Genomic DNA, 13,055 nt, shown 5'->3' with positions numbered 1-13,055 from the left:
CCTCAAGCCTATTCTAACAAATTACGACTTGCTGCGTTAGAGACACCTGTGTTTCATTTTCCTTTGGTGCCTTGAAGCGCAGCGGAAAGGAATGGTCATAACTATGAAAGCTAAAACTATTATTTGTGTTTTTGAAAATCCCGATACTGGGAAAGAGTATGCTTATAAGGTTACTGTGGACCCTAAAGTATATCGTTTTTATTGGACAGATTCTGAGGTAAGAATGATTTCCACTGGCTCACGGAACATAACTGTTTACGATGTAAAGGATTGGCATAAGCCGATAGACGCAGAAGTACATAACACTTGTGACGATGAAGGCAATCTTTTTACTTTTAAGAAAAAGCTCACTGATTGATAAGGAGGACACTAACAATGGATAACATCAATACAACTATCTCCACCGGGGAGCCTGTCACTGATCAGGTCCCCGCCGTGGACACCACCAGCGCCAGCGACAACACCCCCGTTTATCTGCTTGCCGATTATCTTTCCTCTGGCTATTACGCCGCCACGGATAAGGGCACTAAGTATCTGCGGCCTGAGTTTGTTGGCAAGTATGCCGAGATCATGGCCTCTCTGCTGGCTGATATGAAACCCACTGATTTTAACGGTCTACTTCGGGAGATGAAGCGTAGCAAGAAAAAGACGCTCCCCTTTGAAGCTCGTTTGACTGCTGCCGCTGAAATGCTCCCCAAGGCTCTGGCTCTGGTACACCGCAAAAAAGCCCCGGCCCTGTTGGTTGCTTTCGTTAAGGACAATCTGGACCATATCCACGATGATGACGATTGGTATGCCTATTATCGGCATTTGGAGGCCATCGCCGGTTACATGATCGGGGGTGATACCTAATGGTAGAGATACCAGTTTGGCAGAAATCTTTTCTTACACTAGAGGAAGCAGCCGCATACTTTGGGGTAGGGATCAATAAGCTCAGAGAAATATCAGATTCCGATAGCTGCGACTTCGTTTTGTGGGTGGGCAGAAAGCGCCTTATTAAGCGCCAAAAGTGCCTGGATTATCTGAGTAAAGTGTACTCAATATAAACAAGAACACTGGCATCCCCTGGCACTGTATGCTATAATTAGTGTACCGTGCTAGGGGCTTTTCAGTAGAGAGGAGGATTTATGGCTGAAAAGCGCAAGGATAGCAAAGGGCGCATTTTAAGAGCGGGCGAGGGGCAACGTCCCAATTTGACTTACTATTATCGTTTCCGCCGCAACAGCAGCGAAAAATGGAGTTACATATATGCGCCTACGTTAAATGAGCTGAGAGAAAAGGAGGTTGAGATACAGCGTGACCTGCTAGACGGAATTGATTATGTAGCTGGTGAGACAACGGTTTTAGCTTTGGTGGAACGATACATCAACCTCCGACGTGGATTAACGCAAAATTCCCAAAGAGCTTACGGTGCTGCCGTCAACCGTATTCGGCAAGATCCATTCGGACAGCTTAGGATTAAAGATGTAAAACGATCAGAGGCGAAAACGTGGTTTGTCTCGCTCCATGACCAGGGCATGAAACAAAATACCATCGGTGTAATACATAGTGTGCTGCGTCCTGCTTTCGAAATGGCTGTTGAGGATGATATGATTCGCAAAAATCCTTTTAAGTTCAAGTTGTCTGACGTGGTTCCCAAGGACGCAAATGTGAGAAACGCCTTGACAAAAGCACAGCAGGAACGCTACCTGGAATTTGTCCGTGATGATGGTGGAAACTATTATAATGATATTGTGATTCTGTTGGGAACAGGATTGCGTGTAAGTGAGCTATACGGTCTCACTCTATCTGATGTTGATTTTGAACGTCGGTGTGTTCGTGTAACCAAGCAACTATGTCGAACCGCTGAGAAACCTTATTTTGTAACGTCACCGAAAACCAAAAGCGGTATTCGAGTGGTCCCTATGACAGATTCCGTGTATATGGCTTTCCGTAATGTGGTAGAGCATAGAGGGAAACCCAAGATAGAAATGATTGTTGACGGTTACAGTGGTTTTCTTTTTTTGGACAAGGATAAGCGACCTAAGGTAGCAATGCACCTGGAAAACTACATGAGAGGGCTTCAAAAACGCTATTTGAAATCTCACGGCAACACATTACCTACGATTACGCCCCATGTATTACGGCACACCTTCTGCACCAATGCTCAGCAGGCTATGCTAGACGTTAAAAGCCTCCAGTATATTATGGGACACTCTACCGCCAGCGTCACCCTGGACGTTTACACACACAGCAACTATGAATCCGCTGAACGGGCATTTCGACAAATTGCTGCTTCGCTTTAACACCAGAGAGCTTACACACAATTTACACACTTTGCTCTTTCAGTAGCATAGATTTGCGTAGATTTATGATGATTTGGAAAAGTGTGTAAAATTAAAATCACTCCAAAAAGTTTTGAAATTGAACATAATCCATCATTTTTCAATCATTTTTTGCTATATTGTAATGATGGTGAAATAAATTTTCTCAAGGGCGGCATGTACTAAGCAATAGCCTGAATCTATTGGGACGCAAGCAATTGCCAGAAGTACAGCCGTGAATTTACGATAAACTTACGACAATTGCAAAGCAAAAGCGCCTGATATGTATATGACAAAGGGCCCGTCGCAGAATTAAAACATTCTGCGACGGGTTTCTTTTTTCATAAAAAGAGTAGATTGGTCTGTGTATTTCATAAAATATAAGCTGTTCGGGCCAAAATGAGAACAACAAACCTGACCCTGGCTATTCGCCTACGCCTATGTGGAAGAGAGTGGCGTTTGCGCAAAGCTGGTGGCTTGAAACGTAAATTTCGCGGAGCGGCAATGCCGTGGAGCACCCGGCTTCGCTGGGGAGCAAGGATGGATGGGTACCGCTGTTGCAAAAATGAAATGTTGCCAAATCGTGTGAAAAGAGTTGCAAATTTGCAACTTGATAAATAAGACTGGCGGAAAAAAGAGGGATTGACTATAATAGTAACGATGAAAATCGGAATGGTGGTTTGATATGGGCCGTCTGAAGGAGTGTAAATGGTGAATGGATTTTGTTTTACTGTGGACGAGAACAAATGTGTCCATTGCGGCCGGTGCGTCAGCTCCTGCTCGTCGGTGATCCTGTCCCTGGATGAGGCCGGCCTGCCCCGGATGAAGGACGGGGTGGACGGCGTTGTAGGCTGGGATGGCTGCTACCGATGCCAGCATTGCCTGGCGGTATGTCCCGCCGGGGCCATATCCATCTTTGGGAAGGATCCCCGGGACTCCCTTCTGCCGGAGGAGATGGCCACCCCCCGCCAGTTGGAAGCTCTCATGCGCAACCGGCGGGCCTGCCGTCGATACCAGGACAGAGAAGTGCCCCGAGAGGAGATCGACCAGATGCTGCAGCTGCTGGAGAACGTACCTACCGGAAGCAATATGCAGACCCTTGGATTCAATGTGGTATACCGCAAGGCGGAGATGGACAAGTTCCGCAAGCTGGTTCGGGAGGAGGCCTTCCGTTTGGCGGAGCGGGGGATCTACCCCGGGAATTTCAGCAAGGCGGACTGGCAAAAGCAGCTGGACTGGGAGCCCGGCCGCAATCCGGGGGACATGTTTTTTGTCAATGCCCCGCACATTTTGGTGATCCACTCCCAGAAAGACCGTGGCCAGTGGCGTACTGACCCAGTGCTGGCAGCAGCCTGGTTTGACCTGATCTGCGCCTGCCGTGGTTTGGGCTCCATTATCATGTCCTATCCGGTGGGGGCCCTGTCCCATATGCCGGAGCTGGAAAAGCTGCTGCGCATCCCGGAAAACGGATACTACAGCCTGATCCTGGGCTTTGGATACCCGGAATACCCCTATGCCCGAGGAGTCCAGCGGGAAGGGATTGCCCAGATCCGGGAACTGACGTTTTAAGGGGCCGGGTTTGGCCCATGGTGACAGCGGCGGTAAAGGAGAGAATGGATGAATCAATATTCGGCAATTCGAGAAGTACGAAAACTGCTGCGGCAGGTGATAGACCGGGAGGAAAAACCTGAATTGGTTGCCCAATTGAAGGAGATCGATAACAAACTGGAGGCCTTTCACGACCGGGGAATCGACTTTAAGGAGGTAGTGGACGGTCTGGACGACAGCATCTTCATCACCGACGCGGAGGGCGTGGTGCTGTATATCAATCCGGCTTATACCCGAAACACCGGTATTACAGAGGAGGATGTACTGCATAAAAGCATCTATTCTTTGATTGGAGAGGACAAGTTGTTTACCGGCGGGGCCATCACCAGCGTACTGGAAGGGAAAAAGAGCGCCTTCCGTTTATCTACCACCTATAAGACTGAGACCCCAGTGGTGGGTTATGTGATGGGTACCCCCTTGTTCAAACCGGACGGCAGCCTCCGCCAAGTGGTAGCCATCAGCCGGCCTATCATCACCCTCGGCTCCCTTCAGGAGGATTTCGACGCGTTTGTAAAGGAAGTCAACTCTCTTCATCCTAAGACGATTACCAAGGACTCGGATAAGCATCTGTCCGGGAGCATGGTTGGTAAGTACGGCTCACTCCAGTCCATCAACACACTGATTGACTGGGTGGCCCCTACCGACGCATCCATCCTTATCACTGGAGAGTCAGGCGTGGGCAAGGAAGTAGTGGCGGATGAGATCTACCGGCGCTCCCTGCGGAAGGACAAGCCCTATGTGAAGATCAACTGTGCCTCCATCCCCGGGCATTTACTGGAGTCCGAGCTCTTCGGTTATGAGAAGGGCGCCTTTACCGGAGCCAGCGCCAAGGGGAAGATCGGCCTGTTTGAATATGCCAACCACGGGACCCTTATGCTGGATGAGATCGGGGACATGCCTATGGATCTGCAGGTCAAGCTGCTGAGGGCCATTCAGTCCCAGGAGATCACCCGCATTGGCGGCACCAGGCCCATCAAGCTGGACATCCGGTTTGTGGCCCTAACCAACGCTGACCTGAAGAAGAAGGTGGCCGAGGGTACCTTCCGGCAGGATCTGTACTACCGGCTCAACGTGATCCCGGTGTCAGTGCCCGCCCTGCGGGAGCGGCTGGAGGATTTTGAGGAGCTGTGCGACTACTTCATTCAGCGTTTTACCGAGAAATATAACCGGTCCTTCAGACTGACCCAGTGGCAGACCGACTATATGAAGCGATACTCCTGGCCTGGTAATATCCGAGAGCTGGAAAATGTGATGGAATATCTGATCCTGTGCAGTTCTGGCATCGGCCACATTGAGGACGACGTGCTCCGGGGGCTGCTGAATGTCCAGGAGGAGAGTATCCCCTCTGTATCCGTTCCGGTATCTCCGCCTCCGGTCCCGGAGCCGGAGGAGGAGCCCTTGCCTGAGGGGGTGGACTTTAACCAAGCGGTATCCGGATTTGAAAAGCGGTTGCTGGAGCGGGTGCTCAAGGAGTCCTCCAACCTGCGGGACGCCAGTAAAAAGCTGAACATCAACGCTTCCACCATATGCCGGAAGATCAAGCAATACGGCATTGATTACGAAAACAGGAGAAGCTGAGCGCACAACGCATATATATAACGGCCATGGGCCGCCGGACGATCGTCCGGCGGCCCATGGCCGTTTATGAAGAAAATGGGATGAGGGAAAAGCGGGGATCAGGTTACTTCAGCAGTTCTTTCTCGGTGGCCACGTCCTTGTTGAACTTGGTGGGATTGATGATGGCGGTGAGGATCATATTCACCACCAGCAGGCCGATATAGAAGATGTAGGCGCCCCGCAGGCTGCCGGTGGCCCGGATGGCGAAGGCGTTCACCTGGTAGTTGGTCATCAGCACGATCTGCATCAGGGGGAAGAACACGGAGTTGACCATGGTAAAGCCGTGACGGCCGAACACGGAGGCGGGCAGGGACACGATGAAGTTGGCGGCAGCTCCCACGGCGATGCCGATCATAGCCACGGATACATACACGCCGATGGTGGTGTCGGTGCAGTTGACGGCCAGGGCGATGCAGTACCAGATCAGGAAAAGGAGGATGGCCTTTTTTACGCCGAACTTCTGATCAATGGCGCCGAACAGGTAAGAGCCGCACACGCCGATGAGGGCGCACACGGTCATCAGGCCCACGGCCGCATCCTGGGTGAAGCCCAGACCAGTGTTGCGCACCACCAGCTGGCTCATAACGCCGGTAGTGACCAGCTGGTTGATGCCGATGATGAGGGCACACAGCCACAGCTCACGGGTTTTCAGCAGCTTGCCGGCGGTCCAGCCGCCGTTGTCCACGCTGTTGCCCTGGAAGTACTCCCGCTCATAGACCTCCCGGGTCACGTTGTCGGGATAAATGCCGCTCTCCTGGGGGGTGTTGCGGACAAAGATCAGGCCGATGACGCCCAGCACAATGGCGCCGATGGCCACGTAGCTCATGCCGTTGGCAAAGCCGAAGGCGCCGATGGTGAAGGAGATCAGGGGCACATAGAAGGCCGAGCCGCAGTTGTGGCCCATGGTGGTAAAGCCGTTGGCCAGGCCCTTCTTCTTGGGGAACCACTGGGCGATCAGGGTGTTGCCGGCGATGTAGGCGGCGCCGTTGATGAAGCAGGTCACCAGGGTCAGGGCGATAAAGTAGGTGGTCAGGGTGGAGCTGTGGCCCAGGAACACATAGGACAGGCCGGCGCCGATGAGGCAGACGCCGCTCAGCAGCCGGGGGCCGACCACGACGTTGATGCGGGCGATGAAGATGTAGGCCACCACGCCGATCATGCCGGCCCAGGTGGCCACGCCCAGCACCTGGTCATAGGCGATACCGGTGGTTTCGGCAAAGGCGGGGGCCACGATGTTCAGACCGTCAATGGAGAAGCCGATCAGGAAGAAGAACATCAGGGCCTGGTACAGGATGATGCCCCAACCTTTGGAGAAGTTCATGCTCATGTTCTCGCTGGCGATCTGGGGATTTTTTTTACTCATACGTTCACACTCCTCTTGTTTACACACACGGGGATGATTGCCGGTGACGCGGTTTCTGCCGGCGGCGCCCGGCGAAAGGCCACTCCCTCCTCTCTTCTTCCGCGTCTCATCAGACGTCTGGAAATAAGAGCAAACTCCGTGCCAATACAAGATTTGGTATTTTGGGGCCCACAGGCCTGATAACCGGCTGGTAAGGGGCTTACCTGTTGCACAGCGGCATCATGTTGTTTGAACGCAACAGCCTACCCCTGCGCCAATTGCAACAAACTGACTACGTCATGGTAATGGAGGGGACGGAAGTTGCCGCCCAGAGCGCCGGTGCGGCCGGGCAAGGCTGCGTCGGCCAGTGCCTCAACGGAGACAGTTCCGAAGCCGGCCTCCCGAAGGGTCACCGGCAGGCCCGCTCCGCACAGAAACTGCTGGAAGGCGGAGATCCCGTTCTGAGCCACCTGGATCTGGCTCTGGTTGGGATCCGCCTGCCACACCAGCGTGGAAAACTCCGCAATCGCCGCGGTCTCAACCATCAGCATGTACTTGCACCAGGCCACCATCAGAATGCCCAAGGCGGTGCCGTGGGACAGACCGAATTGGCCGGTAAGCACGTGCGAGAGGGCGTGACAGGCAAAGTCCCCTTCAAACCCCAGCATATCGCTGTGGGCCACGGTGGCCGACCACATGAGCTGAGCCCGGGCGTCGTAGTCGTCGGGTTTGGCCAGGGCCTTGGGCAGCTCCTGGATGACGGTGCGCATGAGGGCGGCGCACATTTGGGCGCGGAGGGTGCCCTTCTGCCCCTTGTGGAAGTAGCGCTCAAAGGCATGGGCAAAAATATCCACGGAGCAGGCGGCGGTCTGAATGGCCGGCATGGTATAGGTAAGCACAGGATCCATCAGGGCAAACTTGGGGGTGACCAGGGGCTCGGCCAAGGCCATCTTCAGATGGAGCTGGTCATGGGTGATGACCGACACGCAGTTGGCCTCGCTGGCAGTGGCGGCTGCGGTGAGCACCACCCCGATGGGAAGGGCGGTCTTGGCCTTGGCTTTGCCGGTGTACAGATCCCATAAGGAGCCCTGGTATTTGGCCCCCAGGCTTACCGCCTTGGCGGTGTCGATGACGCTGCCGCCCCCCACTGCCAGCAGCAGGGTGATATGCTTTTGGCGGGCCAGGCGGCACCCCTCCTCCGCTTTGGAGAGGAGAGGATTTTCACGGATGCCGCCGAAGGGGGTCACCGTCATGCCATGAGCTTCCAGGTCGGCGGTCAGCTTCCCCAGCAGGCCGCTGCGGCGGATGCGCTCACTGCCGTAGAGCAGCATCACGTTGGGGCCGTAGGGGGCACACTGTGGGCCCGCCTGATCCTCAGCGCCCCGGCCGAATATGGCCCGGGTAGGGAAGGAGAAGGTAAAATCCTTCATAGCAGACTCCTTTATTTATGCCATCTCGATGAGAACAGCGGTGCCCATGCCGCCCCCGGCGCACAGGGTGGCCAGGCCGTACTTGCCGCCCCGGCGCTTGAGCTCATGGATCAGGGTGACCACCAGACGGCTGCCGGTGGCGCCCACAGGGTGCCCCAGGGAGATGCCGCCGCCGTTGACGTTGAGCTTGTCCTCGTCAATGCCCAGGGTGCGCTGGCAGGCCACGCACTGGGCGGCAAAGGCCTCGTTGATCTCGAACAGGTCGATGTCGGCCACAGTGAGGCCGGCCTTCTCCAGGGTCTTCTGGGTGGCGCTGATGGGGCCGATGCCCATCACGTCGGGGGAGACGCCGGTGGTGGCGGTGGCCACCACCCGGGCCAGGATGGGCAGGCCCAGCGCCTTGGCCAGACTCTCCTCCATCAGCAGCACGCCGGAGGAGGCGTCGTTCATGCCGGAGGCATTGCCGGCGGTGACCCGGCCGTCGGCTTTAAAGGTGGGCTTCAGCTTGGCCAGCTTCTCCAGGGTGGTGTCCCGGCGGGGGTGTTCGTCGGTGGTGACCACGGTATCGCCCTTGCGGCCGTGAACGGTGACGGGGACGATCTCCTCCACAAACTTCCCGGCGTCTATGGCGGCGGCAGCCCGCTGCTGGGAGCGGAAAGCGTAGTTGTCCATGTCCTCCCGGGTGACGTGGTAGGCGTCGGCCACATTCTCGGCGGTGATGCCCATGGCGGGGCCCACCCCCAGGTTGGTCAGGGAGTCCCACATAGCGTCCCGCAGTTCCATGTGGCCGTATTTCTTGCCGTAGCGGGCATCAAATACCATAAAAGGAGCGGCGCTCATGCAGTCGGCGCCGCCGGCCATGATGCACTTGGCCTCGCCGGCCATAATCTGATAAAAGCCCAGCTGGATGGAGGACATGGAGGAGGTGCAGTTGCGGTGGACGGTGATGCCGGGGACAGTGTCGGGCAGACCGGCCTTGATGGCGGCCACTCGGGCCAGATTATTTTCCAGGTAGGTGCGCTGGTAGTTGCAGCCCCAGATGACGTCGTCGATGAGGGCGGGGTCCACACCGGAGCGCTGGATCAGGGCCTGCATCACGGGGATGGACAGATCCAGGGCGGTAAGGGTCTTGAACTGGCCCCCGATGGTGCCAATGGGGGTGCGGCAGGCGGCGGTGATCACGACATGATTCATAAGGATACTCCTCTCGGCGCGTTTGCGGCGCAAATTTCAACCAGATACGTTTGCAAGCTGTATGCCAAGTAAACAGCCCGTTATCCGCCTCAATTTCCGCCCGCCGATGCAGAACCGCAACAAGCCCGGCTGGCTGTGGCGGGATGCTGTTTCCGCTCTGCAACAAAATCCGCTGAAAGGAGGAAAAAGGGCCTCCTTCCCCTCGAAAGTAATTGGCACGGGGTTTGCTCTATTGCCTTGTAGCTGGCCCCACGGAGAAGAGGGCTGCCCTATGTTGAAGGAGGAACGGAAGTATGAGCCTGAACAACAAGACCATCATCACTGTGGCCACCACCGGCGCGTGGCCCAAGAAGGAGAATAACCCCAACGTGCCCATGACCCCTGAGGAGATCGCTGAGGACATCTACGCCTGCTGGAAGGCGGGCGCCGCCATTGCCCACATGCACATGCGGGACGATCAGGGCAACGGGGCCATGGACAAAAACAAGTTCCGCCGTACGGTAGAACTGCTCCGGGACAACCACTCCGACTGCGACATTATCCTGAACATGACCACCTCCGGCGCGGCTTCCTTCCCCAATGAGGAATGCCGCTACGAGCACATTGTGGAACTCCGTCCCGAGATGGCCTCCTACGACTGCGGCTCCATGAACTGGATGCACTCCGGTCTGTTCCTCAACCCACCTGCCTTCCTGGAGAAGCTGGGCGGCATCATGCAGGAGAATCACATCAAGCCCGAGATCGAGGCCTTTGATCCCGGCATGATCGCCAACGCCGCCTACTATTTGAAGAAGGGCGTGCTGAAGGCACCCCTCCACTTCCAGTTCTGCATGGGCTGCGCCAACGGCATCCCCGGCACCATGAAAAACCTCATTTTTATGAAGGAGACCATGGAGTCCCTGTGCCCCGGCTCCACCTGGAGCTGCTTCGGCGTGGGTGCCTCCGCCATGACCATGCTGTACGGCGCCGTGGCCCTGGGCGGCGGCATCCGGGTGGGCATGGAGGACAACGTGATGTATGCCAAGGGGGTGCTGGCTGAGAGCAACGTGCAGTTCGTGCAGCGGGCGGTCCGGGTCATCGAGGAATTTGGCAAGCAGGCCGCCACCCCTGACGAGGCCCGGGAAATTCTCAGCCTGAAGTGATCCACTACCTTACATAACAGAAAGGAAGAGCGCAATATGGCACTTATGACCGGTGAACAGTACATTGAGAGCATCCGCAAAATGCACATGCAGGTGTACATGTTCGGCAAAAAGGTGGAGAGCCCGGTGGACGACCCTATCCTCCGCCCCTCTCTCAATTCCGTGCGTATGACCTACGACCTGGCCCAAAAGCCGGAGTACCAGGACCTGATGACCGCCACCTCCAACCTGACCGGCAAGCGGGTCAACCGCTTCACCAACATCCACCAGTCCACCGAGGATCTGGTAAAGAAGGTGAAGATGCAGCGTCTGCTGGGCCAGCAGACTGCCGCCTGCTTCCAGCGGTGCGTGGGCATGGACGCCTTCAATGCCGTCTACTCCACCACTTATGAGATCGACCAGAAGTACGGCACCACTTACCACGAGAACTTTAAGAAGTTCGCCGCCTATGTTCAGGAGAACGACCTGACCGTGGACGGAGCCATGACTGACCCAAAGGGCGACCGCTCTAGGGCCCCACATGCCCAGGAGGACCCTGACCTCTTCCTGCGGGTAGTGGAGCGCCGACCCGACGGCATCGTGGTCCGGGGCGCCAAGGCCCACCAGACCGGCGCGCTGAACAGCCATGAGATCATCATCATGCCCACCATCTCCATGGGGCCTGAGGACAAGGACTATGCCGTTTCTTTTGCTGTGCCTATGGACGCTGAGGGCATCTTCATGATCATTGGCCGCCAGAGCTGCGATACCCGCAAGCTGGAGGGCTCCGAGCTGGACGTGGGCAACGCCGAATTCGGAGGCGTGGAGGCTCTGGTGGTCTTTGAGGACGTGTTTGTTCCCAACGACCGGATTTTCCTGTGCGGCGAAACCGAGTTTGCCGGGATGATGGTGGAGCGGTTTGCCGGTTATCACCGCCAGTCCTACGGCGGGTGCAAGGTGGGTGTGGGCGATGTGCTCATCGGCGCCGCCGCCGTGGCCGCCGACTATAACGGCTGCGCCAAGGCCAGCCACATCAAGGATAAGCTCATCGAGATGACCCACCTGAACGAGACCCTGTACTGCTGCGGTATCGCCTGCTCCGCCGAGGGACACCCCACCGCCAGCGGGAATTATCTCATCGACCTGCTGCTGGCCAATGTGTGCAAGCAGAACGTCACTCGCTTCCCCTATGAGATCGCCCGGCTGGCCGAGGACATCGCCGGTGGCGTGGTGGTCACCGCCCCGGCTGAGGCCGACCTGAAGGATCCCAAGCTGGGGCCCTATGTGGAGAAGTACTTCAAGGCAGCCCCCGGCGTGTCGGTGGAGAACCGCTTCCGCATTCTGCGCCTCATCGAGAACCTGACCTTGGGTACCGCCGCCGTGGGTTACCGTACCGAATCCCTCCATGGCGCCGGTTCTCCCCAAGCCCAGCGTATCATGATCGCCCGCCAGGGCAACCTGCCCATGAAAAAGGAATTGGCCAAAAAGATCGCCCACGTCAAGGAGTGATTTGCTGTGTCTGAGCACAAGGAGATTCTGGCGCGAATTGAACAGGTGCTGGAGGAAAAGGTCCGCCCCGACCTGGCCCTCCACCGGGGGAACATCCGCAGCCTGGACTGTACCGACGGCGTGTACCGGTTCCAGCTCACCGGCCAGTGCGCCGGGTGCCCCTCCGCCATGCTCACCACGGAGAGCCTGATCCGCACCGCCCTGATGGAGAACATCCCCGCACTGAAGGACGTGGTGCTGGTCAACTCGGTCAGCCAGGAACTGCTGGATCAGGCCAGAGCCATCCTGCGGGGGGAGCGCCCGTGCGGATAGGCATCAAATACTGCGGCGGCTGCAACCCCCGGTATGACCGGGTGGCCTACGTCCAGACCCTGGCCTGCCGGTATCCGAATGCCGTCTTTGAGCCCGCCGAGCCGGGCCGGGACTATGACGTGGTGCTGGTGGTGTGCGGCTGTTCCGCCCGGTGTGCCGGTGTGATCGGTCTGGACCCCCTCCGGCTGCGCTATGTGTGCCAGCCGGAACCGGACCTGGTGCTGTAAGTTTTGCAACGGCTTGTTGCGCTCACGCAACAGCCTTCCCCAACGGAGCAAATCCCTCCAGGGTCCGATTTCCACCAAAGCCAACTGTCCCAATGGATCGCGCCGTTTTCCTCCAAAACAGATCGCCGAAAAATGTTGGCATACAGCTTGCTTTGCTATATAGACAGAACTTCTGATGATGAAGCATTGGAACAAACTCAAATAGAAAAGGAGATCTTATTATGGGTAAAACTGTTCTTGTTGACCTGTCCCACCCCTTTGGCCGGGGCAATCCCCTGTGGCCCTCCAACGGCGATTTCCACATCGACCGCGTGCAGCACATGCCCATGCACTACCGTCTGCTGCAGACCTTCAACGACTTTCACATGCACAACTCCACCCACGCTGATTCC

General features: G+C 56.5%; 13 protein-coding genes. 10 read left to right on the top strand and 3 right to left on the bottom strand.

Annotated elements, in window-relative coordinates:
• The first annotated feature begins 103 nt into the window (after positions 1-103).
• From H6B51_RS13855 to H6B51_RS13830, 6 genes are all read left to right on the top strand, one after another.
• Complete coding sequence (locus H6B51_RS13855; protein WP_204884241.1) at positions 104-358, top strand: hypothetical protein; 255 nt, start codon at positions 104-106, stop codon at positions 356-358.
• Positions 359-375: 17 nt separating this feature from the next.
• Positions 376-852, top strand: a complete 477-nt coding sequence (locus H6B51_RS13850) for a hypothetical protein (protein WP_204884240.1) — start codon at positions 376-378, stop codon at positions 850-852.
• A complete protein-coding gene (locus H6B51_RS13845) occupies positions 852-1,046 on the top strand; it encodes an excisionase (protein ID WP_204884239.1) in 195 nt (64 codons plus the stop codon). Before H6B51_RS13850 ends, H6B51_RS13845 begins: the two co-directional genes overlap by 1 nt.
• 81 nt (positions 1,047-1,127) lie before the next feature.
• Positions 1,128-2,285, top strand: coding sequence for a site-specific integrase (locus H6B51_RS13840; RefSeq protein ID WP_204884238.1), 1,158 nt, complete (start codon positions 1,128-1,130; stop codon positions 2,283-2,285).
• 726 nt (positions 2,286-3,011) lie between these two features.
• Positions 3,012-3,872 (top strand): nitroreductase family protein, encoded by an 861-nt coding sequence (locus H6B51_RS13835; RefSeq protein ID WP_204884237.1) that lies wholly within the window; start codon positions 3,012-3,014, stop codon positions 3,870-3,872.
• A 48-nt stretch (positions 3,873-3,920) separates the two neighbouring features.
• Positions 3,921-5,489 (top strand): sigma-54 interaction domain-containing protein, encoded by a 1,569-nt coding sequence (locus tag H6B51_RS13830; RefSeq protein WP_204884236.1) that lies wholly within the window; start codon positions 3,921-3,923, stop codon positions 5,487-5,489.
• 103 nt (positions 5,490-5,592) lie between these two features.
• Here the strand turns inward: H6B51_RS13830 and H6B51_RS13825 are convergent, their stop codons facing one another.
• The 3 genes from H6B51_RS13825 to H6B51_RS13815 all read right to left on the bottom strand — a co-directional run bounded on the left by H6B51_RS13825 (position 5,593) and on the right by H6B51_RS13815 (position 9,494).
• Positions 5,593-6,891: an MFS transporter gene (locus H6B51_RS13825; protein WP_204884235.1), complete on the bottom strand. Its 1,299-nt coding sequence runs from the start codon at positions 6,889-6,891 to the stop codon at positions 5,593-5,595.
• A 242-nt stretch (positions 6,892-7,133) separates the two neighbouring features.
• On the bottom strand, positions 7,134-8,300 hold the full coding sequence (locus H6B51_RS13820; RefSeq protein WP_204884234.1) for an iron-containing alcohol dehydrogenase: 1,167 nt from the start codon (positions 8,298-8,300) through the stop codon (positions 7,134-7,136).
• 15 nt (positions 8,301-8,315) lie between these two features.
• The gene (locus H6B51_RS13815) at positions 8,316-9,494 is read right to left on the bottom strand and encodes a thiolase family protein (RefSeq protein ID WP_204884233.1); all 1,179 of its coding nucleotides are present in this window, start codon (positions 9,492-9,494) and stop codon (positions 8,316-8,318) included.
• Between the two features lie 293 nt (positions 9,495-9,787).
• Here H6B51_RS13815 and H6B51_RS13810 point away from each other — a divergent pair, with 293 nt between their 5' ends.
• From H6B51_RS13810 to H6B51_RS13795, 4 genes are read left to right on the top strand one after another with little or no spacing between them, the layout of a single operon-like run.
• Positions 9,788-10,636, top strand: a complete 849-nt coding sequence (locus tag H6B51_RS13810) for a beta-keto acid cleavage family enzyme (protein WP_335342171.1) — start codon at positions 9,788-9,790, stop codon at positions 10,634-10,636.
• A gap of 36 nt (positions 10,637-10,672) precedes the next feature.
• Positions 10,673-12,124 (top strand): 4-hydroxyphenylacetate 3-hydroxylase family protein, encoded by a 1,452-nt coding sequence (locus tag H6B51_RS13805; RefSeq protein ID WP_204884232.1) that lies wholly within the window; start codon positions 10,673-10,675, stop codon positions 12,122-12,124.
• Positions 12,125-12,130: 6 nt separating this feature from the next.
• Positions 12,131-12,436, top strand: a complete 306-nt coding sequence (locus H6B51_RS13800; RefSeq protein WP_335342170.1) for a NifU family protein — start codon at positions 12,131-12,133, stop codon at positions 12,434-12,436.
• Entirely contained in the window at positions 12,427-12,663 is a 237-nt protein-coding gene (locus H6B51_RS13795) for a hypothetical protein (protein WP_204884231.1), read from the top strand. Before H6B51_RS13800 ends, H6B51_RS13795 begins: the two co-directional genes overlap by 10 nt.
• Positions 12,664-13,055 lie beyond the last annotated feature (392 nt).

It is taken from the genome of Pseudoflavonifractor phocaeensis, assembly GCF_016901955.1.
In the GTDB taxonomy this organism is placed as follows: domain Bacteria; phylum Bacillota; class Clostridia; order Oscillospirales; family Oscillospiraceae; genus Flavonifractor; species Flavonifractor phocaeensis_A.
This window is presented reverse-complemented; position numbering and strand designations above follow the sequence as displayed.